Raw genomic sequence first — 23,612 nt, forward strand, 5'->3', positions numbered from 1 at the left:
AGAACGAAACTAGCGTTCATTTTTCTTAGCGCACGATGCTCTTATGGCTAAATGCGTCGATAACTCTACTGAAGTTGCAGGTTCATGGTTGTTCATTTCAATGATTAATTGTGCTGCACATTCACCTAATTGATTAGCGGGTTGCTCGACCACTGTAATTGCCGGTGAATAAATTTCATTCCAATGACTATTATCAAAGCCGATAAAGGAAATATCTTTGCCGATTTTAACATCTAGCTCTTTAAAGGCTTGTAATGCACCGATCATCAGTAAATAGTTTGTCGCAATTAAAGCACTTGGCGGTTCACTTAATGTCAGCCATTGTTTAGTTGCTTGGTAACCACTACGTATCTGTGCCTCTGTTCCTAATTTATCGTCACTAAAACTCATAAATTCTGTATCAACAGCTAACTGGTGATTTGTTAAGGCTTGTTCATAACCCGCTTGTCTATGAGTCGTTGTACTGATATTGGGGTTAGCCAGTAAAATCGCTATAGATTCATGTCCTAATTTCAGTAAATAATCTGTTGCTTGAAACCCGGCTTCGGTATTATTTACTGTGACACTCGACACACCTTCATCTATCGTTCTATCTACTGTCACAATAGGTGTAGTCTTCCACTCATCTTTTAATGTCAGATGTGAAGAAACGGGTGCTAACACAATCGCATTGACACGTTGTTTCACAAATAAATCTATCAGTTCATTTTGTCGTTGTTCACTTTCTTCTGACGAAATCACAATCACTTGCAAGTGGTGTGCTAAACACACTTTTGTTAAACCGTTTAAAATGTCCGTAAAGAATGGGTTTTGGTCAGGTACGATAAAAGCAACTAAATTACTTTGTCCGCTTTTTAACTGACGGGCATACGTATTGGGTTGATAGCCTAATGACTTAACAGCAGCTTCTACTTTCGCTTTTGTCTTTTCACTGACTTGTCCCTTCTTCCCATTCATCACATTTGAAACGGTCGCAACGGAAACCCCTGCTGCTTGTGCAACGTCGTGAAGTGTTGGATTATTGTTCATATTGATTACTTCCTTAAACGTTTAAGTTAAAACTGATTCTTATTTTAAGGTATCCAACCATAAATGTAAAGGCTTACATTTAAGAATTAAAATAAAGCCGCATGTTTTATAAGAATTATAAACATACGGCTTTATGCATTAAAATCAATTGAATTTTATATACTTTCTAGTATTGATTCATCAGTTATTTCATTAAATTTCTTTCCTGCAATATAAGTGTTAGACCATGCTGTTCCTTTTTCATGAGTGATTTTTACTAATTCACCCGCTGAATAATTTATATAATCATCTAAAGTATCATCAATTATCTTTAATGTATTTATACCGTTTTTCGAGAATAATATCCGACTTAAAGAGGGGGTTATTAGCGAATCACTTTCAGAAATATAAATACTATTATCTTCTTCGATATCTAATTTACGTTTACCACCGTTTTTATATCTATGATATACACTATCAATTACAGGGCCATAATCATATGCATATATATAATCATCAAAAAGTTTAAAGTTCAATCTTTTTAATACATTTTCATAACATAAATACAATAATTTTTGCAACTTTAAGTGGGTTATATCTTGTCCTATACTTAAGATATAGTTTGCTACATCATTAGCGGTAAGTTCTTTCTCATTTTTATAGCTATCTATGAACTCATCTTCATTTTCGAAAAATAAAACATCTGAAAAGAAAGGATCTTTATTCTTAATAGAGCTTATTTCAATCGAATCTGTAACAATTATATGAGATGCAAGCTGTGTATCTCCAGCCTCACCTGCTATTTTTTTTACAACACTTTTAATATCGCTATAATCATGTGAAGATGTTATTAATTTATGCCATCCCATTCTACGTCCATGTCTATGATCAGGAACAATTAAAAGAAAATGTTTAAACATTTATTTCCCCTCCTTTGCAGCGATAATGTCTTTTACTTCTTTCGGCCATTTTAAATAGTCTTGCTTATAATTTTGATGGGACTTTCTGTTATGTTTTTCATCTTCACTATTCCAAATTTGAATTTCCCAAGGAAAACATTTATTGTTTTCACCTTGTAAATATAAATGAACTGCTTTATAACCTTTTTTATTATTATATGTTACTTTAATATTAGTTTGTTCACTATAAAACTTGTTTAACTCTTTAAAGAAATCCACCAAATTCTCTATATCTAAAACCAATCTACAGCCTAGCAAATCATTAAGACATTTTTTTAATGGAGTTTTTCCAAGTTCCTTTTTCTCAAATCTATATATTAGTATTTTAGCCAACCTTGATTCTGGTTGTTTGACCCTACTATCTATTTCGATATCTAACAATGTTGAAATCTCTTCTTCAAAGTCAATTTGCGCTTCTATTAAGTTCTTACAATACTCATTAAGATAAGTTAGAAACTTCCAATCAAGTATATAATCGTCTTTAGACTTATCTATAACTTTATACACACAATATTTTTTCAAATTATATTTTTCTGTAGTATTATTCAAAAACTTGTTTGTATGCTTACTTTGAATACTCTGTAATACTAATACCACCTTCTGAATAGTGGCAAAAAGTTCATTATACATCTAATCTCATCCAAACTGTTGATTGAAATCCAATCAACACTAAAATTATACATGCTTTAAACATTTTCTACAATGTAAAATACTACAGTTCTTTACATAATTAACAAATACTACCCGATTGCGACTTCTACTAACTAAATACCCTTTTAATCATTATATATCATTTGTTACCAGCGATATAGTGAAAATTTCTTTGTCACAAAAAACTCTTTTTTTCTTCTCTACTCAATTCTTTTCGATTAAAGATATTGCCTAAACATAGACAATTCATACAATTAAAACACCCGGCTCCTATGACTACTTAGGAACCGGGTGTTGAGATGATTTTTTATGAATCATCCTATATTTACTAGGGGGTTGTTGGGTTTGATTGGATTATGTTTTAACTAAAGGAATGGATTTTTCCTTTTTTAATGGCAGTCAGTACATTGATGTCTTCATCTACTATAATGAGGTCTGCATCTTTGCCTGGTTTGATACTGCCTTTGTGCTCATCTATTTTGAGTGCTTTTGCTTGGTTTAAGCTTGTTGTTCTCCATGCGTTTTCTAAAGTGTCGCCTGTAAATTCAAGTAAGTTTTTAAGCCCAAGATTCATTCTTAAAATACTACCCGCAAGAGAACCTGATTTTAATCTTGCTTCTTTTCCTTTCACGATAACCGCTTGACCGCCAAGGTCATACTCGCCGTCTGTCATACCTTTTGCGCGCATCGCATCTGTAATCACATAGAAGTGTTCATTGCCTTTCATTTTGTAGGCAATTTTAATAGATGCAGGATGAGAGTGTACACCGTCTACAATTAATTCTGTACTTAAACCATCGTTCGTCCATGCAGCACCGAAGTCACCGGGGGCACGGTGTAAGAACGATGTTCCTGCATTGTATAGATGGGTAATGTGTTTTGCGCCTTTTGCGACAGCATCATTCACTTGATCGAAGTCTGCAGTTGTATGGCCGATAGAGAAAATAATCTCATCTTTAAATGCTTCTAACATCACATCAGCACCTTCTACTTCAGGGGCGTAAGTAAGGACTTTGATGTTATGATCTGCTGTTTCTTGGAAATGTCTTAATTTCTCTACACTTGGTTGTTGTACATAGGCAGGGTTTTGGGCACCGACTTTGTGTTCTGAAATAAATGGACCTTCTAAATGAATGCCGACAATTTCCGCAGCATCGTATGCATTTTGTTTAGCTTTATATTCAACGATTGATTTTAATGCTTTATCAATGTTTGCTTCAGATTGTGTCATTGTTGTTGCTAAGAAGGACGTTGTCCCTTCGCTCAGTAAATTTTCAGCTAAGTGTTTTAAACCTTCAACTGATGCATCCATCGCATCATTGCCGTAACCGCCATGGATATGGATGTCGATAAATCCTGGGAGTAAGATTTTACCCTCTGCATCATGTTGTGTAAGCGGACCTGTATAGGCACCACTGCCGACAGCTTCGATTTTACCGTCTTTAATATGGATATAGCCTGATTCAATGACTTGATCTTCACTATAAATCTTAGCATTGCTAATTACATATTCTGACATGTTTATACCTTCTTATTCATAATCTACAATAGTAAGTCGTTGACTTTTACAATGTATTCTTTCGTTTTTCCGACAATATCTTGTGCTTCTCCTAAGAGTTCACCGTTGACGTATGCGACAATCATCGGCAAGTTCATACCAGCGTATAAATCAAACTGTTGACCTTGCATTAATAATTTAGCCGCAACATTGGCAGGTGTACCGCCCATTAAATCCGCAAAGACTGTATAGCCATCTTCTTTATTCATTTCTTCAAGTAATTTTGCTTGGAAGTCATCTGCACTTTCTTCTGGTAATAATGGTACAGGCACGATATCAGGTTGTTCGCCTAAAATCATTTCTGCACTTTCTTTTAAACCTTCGCAAAATGCACCATGACTGATTAAAATTAATTTTTTCATCTCTTTGTTTCCACCTTTGAATTAAGCTTTACCGATAATGCCTAAAGCAGATAAGATAATTGATACAACTAATACGATAAAGATCGCTTTTGTAGAGCTCATTTTATTGCGTCCAAGTAACCAGTAAATGGCTAATACGATACCAAGTGGTAATAATTTAGGCAAGATCATATCAATGTTGTTTTGAACATCAATCGTTAATTTACCAATGTGCGGCATCCAAGCGAACTTCACTTTAATCATGGTGGCGACGAGGGCTCCGACCATGAACACACCAAGCAATGTTGCTGCGTTTGTTAAGTTCTCAAGTCTGTGCTGCATTGTTGTAACAAGGGAAACCCCTTCTTTGTACGCAAATTCTAATTGTTTCCATCTGAATACCATAACGGCGATTTGTGCTGCTAACCAGATAAATGCGCCGATTGGGTTGCCGTTGATTGCCATGTTGGCAGCTAAGGCACCGAAAATTGTTGGGATTAATGAGGCAAAGATTGAGTCACCGATAGCGGCAAATGGTCCCATTAAACCAACTTTCAAACCTTGTACTGAGTCTTTAGCTTTTACTTTTTCTTTCTCTTCCATTGCGATATCAATACCCATGATGATGGTATTGAAGAAGTTACTCGTGTTAAAGAATTGTGTATGAGTTTTCATCATTTCTTTAAGTTCTGGTGTGCCATCGCCATAAATTTTTCTTAATTGCGGAAGGATTGTATACAAATAACCAGAAGCTTGCATACGTTCATAGTTCCACCCTAATTGATAGGCAAATAAGCTACGGCGATTGATTTGATTAAAATCTTTTTTTGTTAATTTATAAGATGTGCCGTTTGGATTATTAGAGTTCGTCATCCTCAATCTCTCCTTCGCTGTTATTATTCTGAGCTGCGCCGCTATATTGTGGTGCTGGACGGTTCTCTGAAGTACGTCTGTATTCGATTGCCGCAAATGCGAAACCGATTAATGCGATACCTAACATGGATAAACCAGTAAATTTAATACCGAAGTGTTTATCTAAACCAGCAACTGCTGTACCTAATCCAGTCATACCATCAAATACAGTTACGAATAACGCTGTTAAAATGAAACCTAAAATGAAGTATGGGAAATGTTTCTTAATAGGTAGATAACGTAAAAGGATTGCGAAACCTACGGCTGGTAAAACGGCACCGGCAACAGTTAAACCATCACCTAACCATTTCAAATCTGTGTTCAAATAATTTACCACTGTTTTAACTACGCCGCCACCGAAAGCTAAAGCTAAGAATACAGGGATCATTCTAGAGAATGACCAAGGAATCATACCGTATAAATAGTTTCTTTCAATTGCTTTGTAATCGAATGTTTCAATTTTCGCATCGATTCTATGTGCAAAGTATGTGTTTGCGAAACGAGCTAAGATGTCTGTTTGAATCATTAAGCTGGCAACTGGCACGGCCAATGTTGCTAAAGCTTGTTGCGGGTTCATTCCAAGTGCAACTGAGAATGCGACCGCAAGTATAGTACCTGAGTTGGCATCAATTCTTGATGCACCCCCGAATGTCCCTACACCTAAAATCGTTAATTGCATGCTACCACCGATAATCAACCCTGTTGTCACATCGCCCATAATTAAACCGGCGATTAATCCCGCAAATACAGGTTGGCTTAAAGATGAATAAATTTGAAGTTCATCTAGGATTTGATACCCTGCATACAAGGTTAATAATAAAATCTGCCACCAAAGTATTTCCATGTTGTCTTCACTCCTGACTATCCCTTAATTAATGTCATAAAATCGTCTGCTTTATCATTTGGAACCATTTGAGCAGTAAGCTTAACGCCTTTTTGCGCAATCGCTTTAAAGTCGTCAATATCTTTATCCGTTACATTGATAGAACGGGTAATAGACTTTGTTTCATCGCTTTGAGACATGTTACCTACGTTTAATACATCCAGTTCAACACCTTGATTGATCAGTTCTAAGAAACGATCTGGTTTCTTCGCAATGACCATTAAGCGTTGTGAATCATATCTGCCTGCTAAAATGTTTTCAGCTGCTTTCGCTACAGGCAAGACACTTAAACGCACACCGGCAGGTGTTGCTAATTTAAGCCCTTGCTTATCAATCGTGCTTTGCGCAACTTCATCATCAATCACCATAAAGCGTGTGATATTCAATTTCGTTGCCCATAAGTTTGCGACTTGACCGTGAATTAAACGGCCATCAATTCTGTTTGCAATAATCATGATGTTCTCTCCTTACGTTTTGAGGCTATATATTTAGGTGCTTGTAATAAGCGAATTTCCTCTGAGTACTGTCCTTCTGTTTCGAAAATAATAATTTCGTTTCGACCTTCTTTAAGCAACACACCCGGAATGTACAGCGAAAGCGTTGGTCCAATGTTCCAATAACGTCCGATGTTAAAGCCGTTGACAAACACCACACCTTTCCCGAAGTTACTGACATCTAAGTAAGTACTCTCAGGTGTCTCTAGTTCAAATTGATAACGGTAGAAACTAGGTTGTCCTGCTTCCCATTCTTATTCAAAGTGTTTACTTTCTAATAAGACGAAATCTACATCAAATTGTTCCCATTGTTGGACAAAATGCAAATCTTGCATTAAACCTTGTCCGATTCCTTTACGCTGTGTCGGCGCGACGAGTTTATAACCATAATTCACGCGTCCCATATGTTCGACTAAGACATCCGCTTGTACGACAGGCTGCTTGAGCGCAACTTCAAACTTTTCACCGATTTCTTCTTGATACGCGGTATAAACTTTTTCGTTATCTAAGAATAACTGCACGCGATCTCTCGCATCGACTATTCTTAAATACTCTTGTCTCGTCGTACGTTTTAGGTGCGTACGATATACCATGTAGCCATAACCACTACCCGCAACCTCCATCGATTCTGGATAGAAGCTAGTGCTTTGATGACTGATATCCTCTAGAATATGAAACAAGCTGACTTTATCAGTGAGCGTGATGCCATCTTTAGCCATCAACGGTTTCACTTTCGGTGTTTGTTGGTGGATGTCTGGATAAAGCTTGTGTACCAACTGTTGAATTTTGTAGTACTTCACTGTCGGGTTCCCTGCTTCATTTAAAGGGGCATCATAGTCATATGATGTGACTTGCGGTAAATCAATACGACCGCGAGCAGAACAGCCATTCCAAAAGCCGAAGTTCGTTCCGCCATGAAACATATAAAGATTGATAGAACCTCGTTTTAAAACTTCACCGATTTCATCGATCAGTTCATCGCTTTGACGGGTAATGATACGGTCACCCCAACGATTGAACCAGCCATCCCAAAATTCCATACTCATTAATGGCCACGTTTTACCGAATTGTTGATGGAACTTTTGCAGGTTGTCTAATCGTTTTTGCGATTTCGAACCGAAGTTCCCTGTCGGTAAAATGTCTGCTTCAGCGAGACTGCCGGCTTCAAGGCATTGTTGCCATGAACCGTCTGAAGTGAAAAGCGGTACTGTAACACCGCGTTCACGCATCATGCCTACCAGTTCACTTAGATAGTCTTTGTCTTCACCATACGAACCATATTCATTTTCAACTTGCATCATGAGGATAGGGCCGTGATGGTCGATTTGAAGTGGGGTTAGGATTTCAAACAAGCGGTCGTAATAACGCCCCACATACTCTAAGAATTGAGGGTCACGCGAACGTACGCGCAAATTCGATTTCGTTAATAACCAAGCCGGTAAACCGCCAAATTCCCATTCTGCACAAATGTAAGGTGAAGGTCTGACGATGACATAAAGTCCAACAGCCTCTGCAGTATGAATGAAACGTTTGATATCTTTCGCACCTGAAAAATCAAATTCACCTTCAACCGTTTCGTGGAAGTTCCACGGTACATATGTCTCTACGGCGTTAAAGCCCAAGGCTTTCAAGTTATATAGCACATGTTCCCAGTCTTCAGGCAAAGACCTGAAATAATGTATCGCACCGGACAAAATCTTCAAAGGCTTTCCATCTAGCATAAATTCTTCTTCCACCGTGAATTTACTCAACAAGCTCGCCTCCTGACTCTTGTGTCTTAAGCTTCATATGGATAAATCGTTACACCTTTAACGACACGGTTGATAAATCCATTTGGACTTGGATTATCTGGATTCAATCCTAATTGGACAGATTTATAAAACGCTAGTAACTGTCCAAAAATCAAATACTCAAGCATCAACGCTAAGTCACTATCATGTTCAGCATCAGGGAAAGTAAATGTGAAAGCTTCATCACTTGGTTTTCCATCTAACACTAAGATTTGATAGTTGCGATCCGGAATATCGATTTCACGAATAACATCTGCTTCATAGCGGCGTTGATAAGCATGAGCCCCTCTCAACATGATGAATAATGCATTGTCATTCAAGCCTGCTTTAGGACCATGTCTGAAGCCAAGTGTCGTTTCTTTCGCAATCTCAATCGCACCTGCAGTCAATTCGTTCAATTTCAAGCTGACTTCTTTCGTTAACTCACCTTGCATGCCTGTGCCGGCATAGAAGATTTTCTTAAATGGTTGCCCTGCGATTTCACGCGCATGTTCATCAATCCAGCTGAAGTTCTGTTCGATGCGTTTAAAGTACGCTTCATCGATTGCTTCTGAACCAAATAATAAGCAAGCTGCCAATAACATAGTTGAAAAACTTGATGTCATTGCGAGTGATTTATCATTCGTTTCATCAGGTAAGATAACTTTGAACGCATTCTCAGTATCTTCGTAGCGACCTAAGAAACCGTCTTTATTATTTGTGATGAACACGTGATACACATGTTGTGACAATTGGTTAAATAATTCTACTGTGCCTTGTGTTTCAGGACTGTTGCCTGATCTCGCAAAGGAAACCACTAAGTATGTTGTTACGTCATCGATGTATGTGCCAGGATTTGTCACAAAGTGTGTGGTCGGTACAGATTCAAAACTCCATTTTGGGAATTTCTTATGATCTACAGCCATACGTACAATATCTCCGACATACGCACTTGAACCCGCACCTGTGAAAATCACTTTAAACTTGTCAGTTGATGCTTGTTGTTCAATTGCTTCAATGAACTGTTTGAAATCTGTCGAAACAGCATTCACAATATCGAACGTTTTCTGCCACACAGAAGGTTGTTGTTGTATTTCTCTGTAAGTATCTGTTGTCTTCAAAATGATTCTACCTCCTACTATGTTGTTATGTTGTCATAACCAGTTGTCCGATAAACACACAGAGCTTAAAGCAGCTGCACTGTGTATTTGTAATTATTACCACCCGCATAAGATTGTGTATATTCAATGATGTCACCTTTCACATAGCTGATACGCTCAATGAACATACAACTCGCATTAATGCTTTCATTCAATAAATCCGCAATATTCTTATTCAGCTTAATCGCACTCAAACTTTCATAAGCATTATCAATCTGAATATCATAATACTGATTTAATGTTTCATACAGTGAACGATGGTTAAAATCAAACTTATCCAAACCTTCACATAATCTTACTGGTAAATATGTAATTTCATAAATCATCGGCTGCTCATTCGCTAACCTTAAACGTATTAAACGATATACAGAGTGAAATGATTTTAAATTCATTTTCTCTTGTAAGAAAGGTGTCACATCAATACGTTCCATACTGATTACTTTCGTACTCGCCTGCTTACCATTCTTCTCAATTTCGTCTTTGAAACTATAGAGACTGTTTAATACTTGTGTATAACGATTACCTAATACAATAGAGCCCTTTCCGTGTTCACGTCTGATCATTTGTTCCTGTTCCAAACGATCCAGTGACTCACGAATCGTAATCCGACTCACATCATACAAATCACATAATTTTCTTTCAGATGGTAATTTTGTTCCTTCCTCAAATTCACCGCTAACAATTCGAGCCTTTATATCTTCATACACTTGAAAGTATAACGGCGCTTTAGAGTTATTCATTTTTATCACCTCTGGTTATAACCACTTTTATTATAATCAATAATGTAAGGGCTGTCATTAGTTTTTTTGAAAAAAATTGCACTTTTTATAGCCCAAATATAAAAAGAGAACTGCTGAATATACAACAGTTCCACCCTACTATCAATTGTCTATCATTTTAACACATGTTCCTCACTCACATACCAATCATTCACTAGTTATTTTCATAACTCGCCTCAATAAATGACTTGGCCTTTTCTAAATCTCTTTTATTCCTGAGTGTTAATGCGACATTGCCAGTTCCGTAATGTGCAGGCTAATCACTAATAACACCATAAAGTTAATTTAAAATTGAATACACACTCTTAATATTGTAAATAACACTAAAATCAATAGTTATTATTTGCTGTAATTATTAAATGGTCAGTATTTTAGGAGGTTTCTCTATGAAAGATACTATACGTTTCATACTTTTATACATACTAGCTCTAATCATCTACAACTTGCTTATGTTTATCGTTGGAAGAGAGATTGATTTATATGATGCTTTTATCCTTCCTTTAATCATAACTATCATCTTGTTCCTTGTTTTTAAAACCAAAGAGGACAAAGAAAATCAGTAGTTTCATCCGAGATTAAAAATTGCTTAGTTGCCTTAAACTGTTGAATAAAGAAACACAAGCACCATACAATCGCATTAAATAAATTCCACCTCTACCGCTACCAAACAACATTAGAGGTGGATTACTAAATTTATAATAATTTTAAAAATGACTGAACTTCTTATCCTCTTCATTAACTGTCAAATCTAATTACCTAATTTTTCAAATAATTCAAAGTATTCTCATCTAATTTTAATGTTCCCGCCATAATATGTACATATCTTGTTTAATTCTAGCTAGGCATAAACAAAGAAATATACAAAATGAGGTGTAGTCATATGGAAAAAATACAGAACAAATATAGTATACGTAAGTCTACAGTTGGAGCTTCATCCATTCTCGTAGCGTCTTTATTCTTTGTAGGTGTTGGAAGCGATGAAGCTAATGCAGCAGAAGAACAAACACAAAGTGAACCTGTCCAATCAGAAGTTCAAAAGCAACCTGCATCAGATAATGTTCAAGAAAATACAAATGCACAAACTGATGCCACACAAACCGAAGCTAAACCTGATCTTAATGCGCAAACAAGCCAAAAAGATACAGAGAATGCACCTGTATCCACTAAAGTTGATAACCCTCAACAAAAAGAAACTAACTCTGTTGATGAGTCTGCTCAAACACAAAAAACAGATTCACAACCACTTGATACATCAAAACCAGAAAATAATGATCTCTCTAATGAAAGTCAGTCAGAACCTTCTCAACAAACAGCTGATAAACAAACAAAATCTACGGACACTTCAAATAACATAAATGAAACAGCTGATAATCATAAAAATGATGTCACTCCAAAAGAGAATGTAGCGCCAGAACAAAAAGCTGAAAACAATACGCCTAAAACAGAAGAACAAACTCATTCAACAAATGAAACAACAGAAACGCAATCACCACAAAATGTTACTACAGAGGAACAACCATCAAATACAACAACACCGCCACAACAACTAACAGAAGACACAACTCAAGATAGCGTAACTTTAGATAATATAAATAATAATGCGCCAACTACAGAAGCACCAACTAAGGAACAGCAAGATGAACAAAAAAGCATTGAAACTTTACGTAACAATGCATCTGCCGTAACCAATAATAAAAATACATCACAAACAGTCGCACCTGTTGCTGATCAAACAAATAAGAAAGCCGAACAAAAGCAATATAAAAACCAAGATCCAATTATTTTAGTTCATGGTTTCAATGGCTTTGTAGATGATAATGCGACACCATTAAATCCAAACTACTGGGGTGGTGACCGTTTAGATATTCGACAAGAATTAGAAGACAATGGTTATAACGTTTATAAAGCAAGCGTAGGTGCATATGGCAGTAACTATGACCGCGCTGTAGAACTTTATTATTACATTAAAGGTGGTCGCGTTGACTACGGAGCAGCACATGCTGAAAAATATGGCCATGAGCGTTATGGAAAAACATATGAAGGTGTCTACAAAGACTGGCAGCCTGGCCAAAAAGTACATTTAGTCGGTCATAGTATGGGCGGTCAAACAATTCGCCAATTAGAAGAATTATTACGTAATGGTAGCCAAGAAGAAATTGATTACCAAAAAGAACACGGCGGTACAATTTCACCATTATACCAAGGTAACCATGATAATATGATTGCTTCTATCACAACAGTCGCAACACCACATAACGGTACACCTGCCGCAGATCTTGCGAATGAAGAAGTCATACGACAAGTATTGTATGATAACTTAAAACTACTTAGTCATAAATATGCAGAAGTCGACTATGGTATTGGTCAATGGGGCTTCAAACAACAACCAAATGAATCTTTTGCTGACTATGTTAAACGTGTTAAAACACAAAGTAAGCTTTGGACTACAATAGATAATCCATTATATGACCTCTCACGTGCAGGGGCACAAGATTTAAATGAGCGTACATCATTAAATCCTAATATTGTCTACAAAACATATACAGGGGAATCTACAAGAGATGGTATTTTAGGTAGACAGCGTGCAGATGCACACATGTCACCTACTATGCACTTTTCTGGCAATATTATTGGTAAAGCAGATGGACCAGAATGGCGCGTCAATGATGGACTTGTTTCAACAATTTCAGCACAACACCCATTCGGGCAAGCAAGTACACCTGCCACAGATGAAGTACAAAAAGGGGTATGGCAAGTTTCACCTATTCAACATGATTGGGACCATATTGATTTCGTTGGAACAGATGCCACTGAAACACAAATCACTACAGAAGAACTACGCAATTTCTGGTTAGGTATCGCAGAAGATACCGTTAAAAGTGAAGCTGTAACAGGATAATAAATTTAACAGATTAACTGAATAAGGGGGTACATACAATGACAGGGACACCAGCAGAGCTATGGGAGTCATTTATTAGAGTAGTAAGAACAATCTTTTCATAAATCACTGTGTTAATTAAGAAAGAGGCGGAATTTCATTTTGAATTCCGTCTCTTTTAAATTAAATACACACAATTTATAATACATAAGCATTAACTAACAAATAGCAATTTTGATAAATATAAAAATAGAACCAGCTACTCTACTCTGAATAGCTGGTTCTTAAAATTATGTTATTTACTTTCTGCTTTTTTATTCGCTCTGCCTTGTAAGATAAATGCTGCAGCACCAATGACTACAATCGCAATGATTGCGCCAATTAAGCCTAAGAATTTAACGATATTACCAAAGACGATACCGACAACTAAGAAGTCTGTATCTGAGAATGTTGTTGCAGCTACGCCTAGATCTCCTAAGAATGGTAAGAAGAGTAATGGCAAGAATGTAATTAATATACCATTAATGACTGCCCCTGCAACTGCGCCTTTAATTCCGCCACGTGCATTACCGAATACACCTGCAGTAGCACCTAAGAAGAAGTGAGGAACTACACCTGGCAAGATAACTACACCACCGATTAAGAACATGATAAACATACCTAATACACCAGTGATGAAACTTACGAAGAACCCGATTAACACTGCATTTTGTGCATATGGGAAGACAATCGGGCAGTCTAAAGCTGGTTTAGAATTCGGTACTAACTTCTCTGAAATACCTTTGAATGCTGGTACGATTTCAGCCAAGATTAAACGTACACCCGTTAAGATGATGAATACACCTGCAGCGAATGTTACACCTTGAATTAATGAGAATACAATGAAGTTTTGTCCATCACTGATTTCACTATGTACATAACCAGGTCCCGCAAACAGACATGCAATAATGTACAATGCAATCATTGTTAGTGAAATACTGATTGTACTTTCGCGTAAGAAACTTAAACCTTTAGGGAATTTAATATCCTCTGTTGATTTTGATTTACCGCTAAATAATTTACCTACAGCTCCTGCTGCCCAGTAACTAATAGAACCGAAATGTCCTAATGCGACTTGATCATTACCTGTAATCTTGCGCATTGTCGGTTGTAGCAATGCTGGAAAGACTGCCATTATTAAACCTAAAATAATAGCTCCAATAATTACTGTTAATGAGCCTTTAATATGACCTACTGTAAGTAAAATAGCTAAGAATGCTGCCATGTAGAATGTGTGGTGACCTGTTAAGAAAATGTATTTTAAGTTAGTGAAACGTGCAATTAAAATGTTCACTATCATACCACACACCATGATTAATGCAGCTGTTGTGCCATAATCTTTTAATGCTAATGAGATAATCGCTTCGTTATTTGGTACGACACCTTGTACACCAAAGGCATGTTGGAATATCTTACCAAATGGTTCTAGTGATTTTACTACAACGTCTGCACCGGCACTTAAGATTAAGAAACCTAAAATAGTCTTAATTGTACCTGTAGTAATTTGTGAAGCGGATTTCTTTTGAACAATTAAACCTACTAGTGCAATAAGCGCAACAAGAATCGCAGGTTGACTGAGTATATCGACAATAAAATCTAAAATCGCTTGCATGGCTTACCCCTCCCCTTCAATTAGATAAGGTTATCTTCTTTTAATTTCGCTTCTAATTTTTCTTGTAATTCATCTTTATCAAGAATGTTATCAAGTACTAATACGTTACCTAAACGTTCTGCGTTTTCTTCTAAGTCACGCCCGCAGATAAATAGATCAGCCATGTCAGGACTAGCCGTCATAATGTCACTGTGCTCTACTTCAATATCTGATGGTGCATTAATATTTCTTAACGCCTCTTGTGCGTTCATTTCTACCATGAAACTACTTCCTAAACCATGTCCGCATACTACTAAAATTTTCATTTTAATCATTCTCCTTTATTATTTCGATAATTTCTTCGCTATTTTTAGATGCTAATAATTGATTTACAACTTCTTTGTTACCTAAAAGACCTGCTAAACTTTGTAAGACATTTAAGTGTGATGTATTATCTGTCGCACTTAAAACAAAAATTAATGAGGCATAATGACTATCTTCTGCAAAATTGATAGACTTATTTAACTTCAGTAGGCTTAAACCTACTTTATTCACATTATCTTCTGGTCTTGCATGAGCAATCGCAATCTCTGGCGCAATCACAATGTAAGGTCCAAATTCTTTAACGCTATCGATCATGGCATCTATATAGCCCGTCTCAATGTAATCTTGTTCTAACAATGGTTGTGCTGCTTCAGTAATCGCTTGAGACCAATCTGGTACTTGGTCTTGCACTTTGATTTTATCTTTAGTTAAAATGTCGAGTGCCACGTGTTACTCCCCTTTCTTACTCACTTGGTTAATATATTCATTGATTTTACTTACATTTCCCTCAAGAAATGCTGCTTGAGAATCTTTGTTCATAAGCAACTCACTAAGTTGCCCTAATGCTTTCAGGTGAATCTTAGGTGATTTCGTCGCTAAGGTAATAACTACATGTACTGGGTCATTGTTTACATGACCAAATGTAATACCATATTCAAAGTAAGTTAACGCAAATCCTGCGCCTTGGATCACTTGTTCAGTACTTGCATGAATCAATGCGATATGTGGGCTGATCACCATGTATGAACCAAATCTTTCAAACTGCATTTTAATCTCTTCCGCATATGCTGATTTAACGATGTTGTCTTCAACAAGTGACTGAACCGAGACATCAATCGCTTGTGATTTATTTAATGTTTCATTATTTATTGAAATACGATGTTTTGGTAGTAAAGCACGTAAATCATCGCCCATTTCATTCATCATCGCAATGCGTTGTTCTCTTGCTTGATTAATCATTTGATTCAACTTATCACGAGAGCTTTTGTTTAAGAATGGATCCACATGAATGACTGGTATGCTGTCGATATTAAAAGAAACAGTAGAGATGATGTAATCCACTTTTTCATTTAATAATTGTTGTTCGTTAATCTGATAAACAGAATACGCATCTGCGATGTCTAATTCTGGGTAAGTATTGGCGAGTTTACTTTTGAGTAGTTGGGAGGTGCCGATACCTGAACCACAAAGTAGAACAACTTTAATTTTGTTGTTGTCATGTGTTGAGACCCGTTCAATGCTGGATGCGAAGTGAATCGCAATAAAGGCGAGTTCGTCTTGAGAGAAGGTGATGTGAAGCGGTTCTTCCAAGATATTGATATAACTTTCAATCGCTTCTACTATGTTAGAATAGCGCTGATAAATCTCATCTTTTAATGGATTCTTTTGAGCCATATCAAACTTCAAACGATGTATTGCCGGCTTCATATGAATCATCAAATTGTTGAGTAATTTATGATCATTGGTTAAATCAATACATAATACAATACTGACTTGCTTAATTAACTCAGTTACCCATGCTTGTAATTCGGAATTATTTCCTGGGTTATCATCATCCGAAACTTTTGATCCTAATAAATGTAAGGTAATAAAAATAGCTTCTGATTTTGGAAACTCAATTTCGAATTCTCTTTCTAAGTTCTCTTTCATCTTTGAAGCAATTTCATATTGAGGTGTTTGAGACAATCTTTTAACTTCGTCTTCTGGAATATCAAAAGAAAAATTTTCTTTTAAACGTTGTAAGGCTATTAGCACATGATAAATCAGACCATCGGTCGCTGATTGTACTAAGTGATAATCCTCATGTTTTAAAGTATCCACTACAGTTTGTCTCACTCTCATGAGTTCATCTTCAGAAAATACTCCAGAACGGGCATAAGGCACAGCATTACGGAAATAAGCACGAATCTGATGCGCATAGGCTTTACGATAATCCTCTTCATGTCCTTGAATGTTAAACCCTTTATTCTTGATGTAGTTCAATTCCAAGTGATAAGCATTCAACCATTCTTGAACAACCTTCAAATCATCTACAATAGTTCTTCTTGAAACATTAACCATCTCAGCCAATGTGTTAGAAGAAATTGGCACTTCAGACTCAAATAATTTCAAAGTAATATTCAAAACACGTTCTTCTTTCGTATAATGTACACGTAATTTATGAGAAGCATCAGCCAACAAATAATTATCCAATGCCTCAATTTTTACACCTGCTGATTTATTACGATACACACGATAATTAAAACGATTTGCATGATCTTCAATACCTTCCAAATCATACTGGATTGTACGTTGAGATACATCAAACCGTTCAGCTAACTCCACAATCGTTTTATACTCATCTTCCTCAATCAGAAGATGCAACATATTCATTTGTCTATTACTCAACAAGTTAATAGCCTCCCTATATCTTTATTGTAAGCGATTTCTTAACTATGTAGATGTGCAATCTATTGCATGGAAGAATCCGAAAAATTGCATAGCAAAAAAGCACCTTATTAGCAGGTGCTTTGGAATTAACAAAACATTAACTATTCGAATATATCTTTTCCCAATATTCTTGTAAGTATTTTGCATTTTGATCTATTTCTATATCTTCGTTATCATTCATAAGATAGAATTTTGAGGATACCATCATACCATCATCACTTCTTTCTTTAATGAACATCTTTAAAGTATCATCACTTGATTCTTCAATTTCTTTAACTTTTATGTTGCTTGTCGAGTAGAGTTGAAACAAATTAATTGTTTGTTTGAAAAGTTCTATCTGCTTTGTTTCTTTCCAAGCGAAGGTCGATATACCTTTTTCATTTTTCAATTTATTTTTCATATCCTTTAATTCTTTATTATTAGAAAATTTGAGTTTAACACTAGTTATGCTCCCTTGTTCTCTAATACTTTCATTAAATAGCAGGGATACTATCAATTTGTCTAATATTTCATTTTGCTCATTTGAAATTGGAAGCAAAACATTAAATTTAACTCCAAGCAAGTCTTCTAATTTTTTTACTTTTATCCAAAAGTTTTTTCGTTTAAGTACGGTTGACACTTTATCTTGATTGTAATTATGTTTGCCTTTTCTATATTCATTTAAATTAATATTATTTATTAGTAGTTCTTTTGTTAAAAACGCATGCTGAATTGAGTAAGTATCTAACAATTGAGAAACACATGTCTGCGCGCTCTTTTCTTCATTAGTTCTCATTGTAAGCGAAATATCATTTTTACTTAAAAATAATTCAATTTGTAGTCCATCTTCATCATACAAATATTTCTTTGTATACGCACTCTTTTTATTAGGTGATCTTTTTAAAATTATATTTTTCTCGTTACCATCATAACTTAGCTTCCAATCAACAACATCATTTTCATCAAATGGTTCAGGTGCTATAATTATTTTGTTTCCTTCGTACTCTCCTTCCTTACTAATCAAAAGATGGTCTAAATTTATTTCTTGACCCTCTATAGATGCTTTGTTTCTAACCTTATCTAGCTCTATTGTACTTTGTGAATTATATAAATACATATCGAAATCAATAGGTTTTTTAACATCCTTTGGAAAATCGCTTTTAGGCACATTTATATTAATATTAATATATTTATTACTTTGTAATTTTAGCTTATCTATTGCTGAATCATACTCATATCTGAGATTAGCTTTTTCTCGTAATTCTTCATTTAACAAAACTTTACTGTAATAGTTTTCAAGTTTCTTCGGATACAAACTATCATTAAAATTTATTTTCATCAGAAATCATCCTCTATTTCTTCTATCGAAATAATTTTAGTGACTAATTCAGTTTTTTCTTGCTTACTTAATTTGTCATTATCTAAAATTACATTAGCGACATTGTTTTTTTCTTTATTTGATTCTACAACAATATATTTTACATCTTCTGTGTGAAATGATAATAAGTACTTCTCATCATTAGCAATTGAATGATTCAAATCAGCCAATAAAAAAGAAGGATTGATATAGAATTGTTCCAATTCATCACACGTAAATAAATTAGGTATATATCTATGCTCTTGTTCATCTGTAAATAACTTTTTAGTTTTTTCTTGAAAACCAGCCTTAGGTTTTGTAAATATTAGTCTATTAAAAAGGTAGTTAAATATATTCTCATCGTCATTTTTATTAGCATAATTAAATAATTCTCGAAATTCCTCAAAAACATCCGAGTTTTCATATAAATAATGGACAGGTGCTATTTTATTTCTCTCTCCCCATTCTTTTGATAAAGCTATACCATAGCTTCCATAGGTAACGTAATGGTTCTTTAGTTGTTTTAGTGGTATATCACAAAAACAAAGCATAGGTATTGCTATTTTATTCACATTTTTTTCATGAAATTGTATATCTAAATAGTCAAAATCTTCTATATAGAATCTAGGGGACATTCCCATTTTCCTCAAATCTCCTAGTAGATATTCAAGTTTTGGCATACATCTTATTAAGCAGTTAGCATTTTGATAACTTTTGGTAGAAATTCCAACTGGAACATCATGTAATTTTTCGTTTTTTATGTTTTTTCTACTCATTTGAACACCATGCGTAGTAACGCTCTTTCCTTTTTATCAATGTATTTTTCATTTTACTTTTCTTATTTCACTATAGATCCTATTCAACATTGTAATAATTTTGTATTGTTCATTAACACCTTTAGTTAACCGGAACAATACCTCAATAGTTTCTTTTCCCGTTATTAATTCAAACAAATATGTCATAAAATATGATTAAGGAGGTAAGGAAATAGACTCTGGCTTTCGGAAACTAATTTTATATAGCTATTAAAGCTGCACGACTAAAAGAAAGACATGCAGCTTTTGTATTCATAATAAACTATTCTTTTTCTCATACATCTTTTAACAATGCAGTTGCCATAAAAGATTCAAGCAATATCATAGTAGTCTTGTTAGTCTAATGGTTATTAAATAACATGCAACATCATATTAATTACTTCTTCTTTCATCAGTATATATTCAACTTGAATAGATTACTCAACTAATCAAAACTATTTTCCCAACTAACACTATTCCATAAAACTTAATTTTCCATTTTGAATTATATTTTCTTGTTCAAACCAAAGGAGCGATATATTTTCTATTTCTTTTATTTTATAGTCAAAGTACATTCTCATGGTTGACTTTTCACCATGGCATCTTATAGTGTACTTATGAATACTATTATTAAGAGATTCAAATATTTCAATTCCTTCTTTTTGTATCTTTACTATAAAACAATTTTCCAGAGTTACATCTACACTTTTATCTGGAGTTTCAAACTCTAATATTACCGACTTATCATCTGAATTATTGCCTTTTATCAACTTAGTAAGATTTATCTTTTGGAAGTTCACAGGCATTGAAATTTTCTTTTGAATTAATCGAGAATCAAGATATGTTTTTATGGAAGTAAAAAGAATCGTAACATAGTTAATCAAAGAAAGTTTTTGCTCAGGATTATAGTTAATATCTATATCGTGATTATGAGCAATTCTATTTCTATTGTTAACCAATAAATAAATATACTCTTCTATGTCATCACCCATACCGTTTTTTTCTATATTTGAAGCTTTTATCATACTCATCGTTTTTTCAAAGCATATATTTATTTTTATAATTTCCCTCAATTCATTTTCATTAAAATCAAGATCAATTCTTCCAATGAGAACACACAACTGTTTAAAATTTAAATTGTTTGATTCACAAAGAATCGATTTATTTACTGTAAATGAGTGAATATTAAAATTTTCTAAAAAACCCATTTTTACATAACTACTGCCTTCAGTAACGGTTTTTATATATTTTTTTAAGAACTTTTCTTCATCTAAATAGTGTATCTGTCTTTTAGCAAATTCATAAATAATATTTTTTACTTCCGTTTCCCATAAAGTATAGAGGTCAATGATAAAAGACTGATTTGATTTTTCTCTGATCAGGTTTAATTTTTCAGAATCACTTCTAAACTCTTTTACAATATCTTCAAATAAATTAATATTTCTTTTCAATACATCTAGTTTTTTCATAACATTCATAAATTACACCTGTTCAATCAAATTCTCCATAATTTCAACTCTCTCTTTTACGTTTTTTAAGGATGTATACTTACCATTAAAATCTTCTGAATGCTCTTCAATAAGTGCATATTTTTGTTCATTAAGACTATCTAAATTAGTATCATTAAAACTCTCTAGGTGCTCTGCAACAAATAACATCACTGTATCGTATATCATTTTCTCACTTTTATTATTAGCTGGATTTGATTTAAATGCGTCAACACCAAATATTGCATATACTCTATCAATAGTTTCTTCAAATAGCTCTTTTAAAATTGCTATTTCTTCATCCCCAAAAGATGTACCAATCATCATATAACTATCCAAAATTGATTGTATAGAATTGGCAATTTTATTATGTACAGCACTTTTATAGGCAAAGAATCTTAAAATCAATTCACAGTCAATCATTCTAATCTTTTCTTCATCTTTAAAGGACCAAAGACTATTAAATCTTTCATTGTTTGATAATTCTAATAATAAATCATTGAATTTCCCTGGATATAAAGCGTTTCTTATTTCTTGCTTATTTAACTCCATTCCTCCAGTATTCAACCTTTCAAATACTAACTGTTTCATTAAACTTTCTTCTGTTTTTTCTTTTGTTGTTTCTTTTAATAATATTGTTGCAGAAAGATACCTTCTTTTAATACTGCTTTGATTATTCTCACTTAAATCACTATAACTTTTTCCATTAAGATCAGAAAAAAATTCTAATCCTTCTAATTTAAATTCATCGTTAAAAAATTCTAATATTGTTGAAACCCTTTGTTGGCCATCCATCACTTCGTATTGTGAAAACTCATATTCATATAAAAATATTGGGGGGACTGGGATGTTTATTAAAAAGCTTTCAATTAATTTTGATTTTCTTTTATTATCCCATACTCTACCTCTTTGATACTTAGGACTTAATATATGTGATTCAAAGATTTGATTTAAGTTACCTAACGGATATCGTGCTTGTTCTATTACTATTCTGAATTCATCACTCTTTAGTTGCTTTTTTTGTTGTTCGATTTTATCCTTATCTATTAACAAAACATCATTATAATTAAAATTGCACATTTGCTTTGCCAATCTCCTTTTCAATGTGATTGTTTTATTTTAACTATATCATTATTCTTTAAAAAATGTACATATCTAGTGTATTTTCTAAGGTTAAACCACAGAAATAATGAGATGGTTGTTTAAACCCATTTTACGAAATTACTTTTTTATTAAATTTTAATAAATAGTGTTTTTATAGGAATTTAAAATCATCAATAATACTACACTTCTCTCTCAAGAAATGTCATTTTTATTTAAATCTGCGGAATGTTTTCAATGGCTTCAATCATGTTGTTATTTGTATACACTTTGATACTGAAACCATTATCTTTTAATGTATCGTAATACCAAATATTTCCTTTGTTTATATCAGGCCCGTTATGGAAAGTTGTAAATTCTGATTCAGACATATGAGACGGTATTACAAAGACATGATTAACTTTATCATCATTGTCATAGCTAACCCCCATATTGCCATATAATTCTACTTTGTTTCCATGAATCTCTCTCTTGCCTTCTGGATTACCGAATGTATTTTGTACATCTGATTTAGATTGACCCATTTCAAAACCATTATAGCCATGGGTATTCGGTGACTTCATGAAATTTTGACTGAATTCCGTTGAATTCACATTGACAGAAACTTTATCTGTTTCTGGTATATTGCTATGAGTTGTTTGTTCAGTATGGTTTGCACTTTGTTGTATATTCCCAAAACCACCGCTATAGAAATAAAAGGCAAGATACGCACCTCCTATAATTAAACCTAATATGACTAACCCAAACAAACTCCAACCGAATAGTTTCCAAGGTGACATTGACGTACGTTTATGCAAGATTTCAGAACGAGAGAATTCATGATAATCCCTGTTTTCTTTACCGCAATTTGTACAGAATCGTTCATCCGGTGCCAAAGGTTTTCCACAGTTTGTACAATATTTCATAACGCTTTCCCCTCACGTTTATTGCTATCTTCATTATAAATTATAAGGACATATACCGCTATATCATGATTATATTTAATTTAAAATTCTATCTTAAAGTGAATTAATCGATAATATTCCATTCGCAATTCCAACTCAATATCAATCAACTTAAAAAACATTGTTTCACACTTAAATTAACGTTATAATTATATTGAAGAAAGCCATTTCATC

The 23,612-nt window shown here is 34.3% G+C and carries 21 protein-coding genes and 1 pseudogene; 2 read left to right on the forward strand and 20 right to left on the reverse strand.

Translation table 11 applies throughout. The features are described from left to right. Positions 1 to 9 precede the first annotated feature (9 nt). The 11 genes and pseudogenes from ACFCT9_RS09275 to ACFCT9_RS09325 form a co-directional block, all read right to left on the reverse strand. Complete coding sequence (locus ACFCT9_RS09275; protein WP_412518801.1) at positions 10 to 1,029, reverse strand: LacI family DNA-binding transcriptional regulator; 1,020 nt, start codon at positions 1,027 to 1,029, stop codon at positions 10 to 12. A 155-nt stretch (positions 1,030 to 1,184) separates the two neighbouring features. Beyond that, positions 1,185 to 1,928: a Panacea domain-containing protein gene (locus ACFCT9_RS09280; protein ID WP_412518803.1), complete on the reverse strand. Its 744-nt coding sequence runs from the start codon at positions 1,926 to 1,928 to the stop codon at positions 1,185 to 1,187. Next, on the reverse strand, positions 1,929 to 2,597 hold the full coding sequence (locus tag ACFCT9_RS09285) for a hypothetical protein (protein ID WP_412518805.1): 669 nt from the start codon (positions 2,595 to 2,597) through the stop codon (positions 1,929 to 1,931). Positions 2,598 to 2,979: 382 nt separating this feature from the next. Continuing rightward, positions 2,980 to 4,137 carry an N-acetylglucosamine-6-phosphate deacetylase gene (gene nagA / locus ACFCT9_RS09290; protein ID WP_412518806.1) on the reverse strand — a complete coding sequence of 386 codons (1,158 nt, stop codon included), beginning with the start codon at positions 4,135 to 4,137 and terminating at the stop codon, positions 2,980 to 2,982. A gap of 23 nt (positions 4,138 to 4,160) precedes the next feature. Next, positions 4,161 to 4,538 (reverse strand): PTS sugar transporter subunit IIA, encoded by a 378-nt coding sequence (locus ACFCT9_RS09295; RefSeq protein ID WP_412518808.1) that lies wholly within the window; start codon positions 4,536 to 4,538, stop codon positions 4,161 to 4,163. Between the two features lie 21 nt (positions 4,539 to 4,559). Beyond that, the gene (locus tag ACFCT9_RS09300) at positions 4,560 to 5,390 is read right to left on the reverse strand and encodes a PTS system mannose/fructose/sorbose family transporter subunit IID (RefSeq protein WP_412518810.1); all 831 of its coding nucleotides are present in this window, start codon (positions 5,388 to 5,390) and stop codon (positions 4,560 to 4,562) included. After that, positions 5,377 to 6,273 (reverse strand): PTS mannose/fructose/sorbose/N-acetylgalactosamine transporter subunit IIC, encoded by an 897-nt coding sequence (locus ACFCT9_RS09305; protein ID WP_412518812.1) that lies wholly within the window; start codon positions 6,271 to 6,273, stop codon positions 5,377 to 5,379. Before ACFCT9_RS09305 ends, ACFCT9_RS09300 begins: the two co-directional genes overlap by 14 nt. Before the next feature lie 17 nt (positions 6,274 to 6,290). After that, positions 6,291 to 6,770 (reverse strand): PTS system mannose/fructose/N-acetylgalactosamine-transporter subunit IIB, encoded by a 480-nt coding sequence (locus ACFCT9_RS09310; protein WP_412521655.1) that lies wholly within the window; start codon positions 6,768 to 6,770, stop codon positions 6,291 to 6,293. Then, positions 6,764 to 8,557 (reverse strand): annotated as a pseudogene (locus ACFCT9_RS09315) (glycoside hydrolase family 35 protein). Before ACFCT9_RS09315 ends, ACFCT9_RS09310 begins: the two are co-directional and overlap by 7 nt. 26 nt (positions 8,558 to 8,583) lie before the next feature. After that, a complete protein-coding gene (locus ACFCT9_RS09320; protein ID WP_412521656.1) occupies positions 8,584 to 9,699 on the reverse strand; it encodes an SIS domain-containing protein in 1,116 nt (371 codons plus the stop codon). 62 nt (positions 9,700 to 9,761) lie between these two features. Then, the gene (locus tag ACFCT9_RS09325; RefSeq protein WP_412518814.1) at positions 9,762 to 10,475 is read right to left on the reverse strand and encodes a GntR family transcriptional regulator; all 714 of its coding nucleotides are present in this window, start codon (positions 10,473 to 10,475) and stop codon (positions 9,762 to 9,764) included. Positions 10,476 to 10,900: 425 nt separating this feature from the next. Between ACFCT9_RS09325 and ACFCT9_RS09330 the strand changes: the two genes are divergently transcribed. Then, entirely contained in the window at positions 10,901 to 11,077 is a 177-nt protein-coding gene (locus ACFCT9_RS09330; RefSeq protein WP_412518815.1) for a hypothetical protein, read from the forward strand. Between the two features lie 317 nt (positions 11,078 to 11,394). Then, on the forward strand, positions 11,395 to 13,413 hold the full coding sequence (gene lip, locus ACFCT9_RS09335) for a YSIRK-targeted triacylglycerol lipase (RefSeq protein WP_412518817.1): 2,019 nt from the start codon (positions 11,395 to 11,397) through the stop codon (positions 13,411 to 13,413). Between the two features lie 274 nt (positions 13,414 to 13,687). Here the strand turns inward: lip and ACFCT9_RS09340 are convergent, their stop codons facing one another. The 9 genes from ACFCT9_RS09340 to ACFCT9_RS09380 form a co-directional block, all read right to left on the reverse strand. Further along, complete coding sequence (locus ACFCT9_RS09340; protein ID WP_412518819.1) at positions 13,688 to 15,043, reverse strand: PTS ascorbate transporter subunit IIC; 1,356 nt, start codon at positions 15,041 to 15,043, stop codon at positions 13,688 to 13,690. A gap of 20 nt (positions 15,044 to 15,063) precedes the next feature. Continuing rightward, complete coding sequence (locus ACFCT9_RS09345) at positions 15,064 to 15,348, reverse strand: PTS sugar transporter subunit IIB (protein ID WP_002480169.1); 285 nt, start codon at positions 15,346 to 15,348, stop codon at positions 15,064 to 15,066. A 1-nt stretch (position 15,349) separates the two neighbouring features. Beyond that, positions 15,350 to 15,793 carry a PTS sugar transporter subunit IIA gene (locus ACFCT9_RS09350; protein WP_412518820.1) on the reverse strand — a complete coding sequence of 148 codons (444 nt, stop codon included), beginning with the start codon at positions 15,791 to 15,793 and terminating at the stop codon, positions 15,350 to 15,352. 3 nt (positions 15,794 to 15,796) lie between these two features. Beyond that, complete coding sequence (locus ACFCT9_RS09355) at positions 15,797 to 17,737, reverse strand: BglG family transcription antiterminator (RefSeq protein WP_412518821.1); 1,941 nt, start codon at positions 17,735 to 17,737, stop codon at positions 15,797 to 15,799. 136 nt (positions 17,738 to 17,873) lie between these two features. Further along, positions 17,874 to 19,094, reverse strand: coding sequence for an abortive infection system toxin AbiGii family protein (locus ACFCT9_RS09360; protein WP_412518823.1), 1,221 nt, complete (start codon positions 19,092 to 19,094; stop codon positions 17,874 to 17,876). Continuing rightward, on the reverse strand, positions 19,094 to 19,888 hold the full coding sequence (locus ACFCT9_RS09365; protein WP_412518824.1) for an abortive infection system antitoxin AbiGi family protein: 795 nt from the start codon (positions 19,886 to 19,888) through the stop codon (positions 19,094 to 19,096). Before ACFCT9_RS09365 ends, ACFCT9_RS09360 begins: the two co-directional genes overlap by 1 nt. Before the next feature lie 491 nt (positions 19,889 to 20,379). Then, the gene (locus ACFCT9_RS09370) at positions 20,380 to 21,384 is read right to left on the reverse strand and encodes a HEPN domain-containing protein (protein WP_412518826.1); all 1,005 of its coding nucleotides are present in this window, start codon (positions 21,382 to 21,384) and stop codon (positions 20,380 to 20,382) included. A 3-nt stretch (positions 21,385 to 21,387) separates the two neighbouring features. Further along, the gene (locus ACFCT9_RS09375; protein ID WP_412518827.1) at positions 21,388 to 22,485 is read right to left on the reverse strand and encodes a DUF262 domain-containing protein; all 1,098 of its coding nucleotides are present in this window, start codon (positions 22,483 to 22,485) and stop codon (positions 21,388 to 21,390) included. 224 nt (positions 22,486 to 22,709) lie between these two features. Further along, on the reverse strand, positions 22,710 to 23,399 hold the full coding sequence (locus ACFCT9_RS09380; RefSeq protein ID WP_412518829.1) for a zinc-ribbon domain-containing protein: 690 nt from the start codon (positions 23,397 to 23,399) through the stop codon (positions 22,710 to 22,712). Positions 23,400 to 23,612: the final 213 nt, after the last annotated feature.

This window comes from Staphylococcus simulans (assembly GCF_047037175.1).
Lineage (GTDB): Bacteria > Bacillota > Bacilli > Staphylococcales > Staphylococcaceae > Staphylococcus > Staphylococcus simulans_C.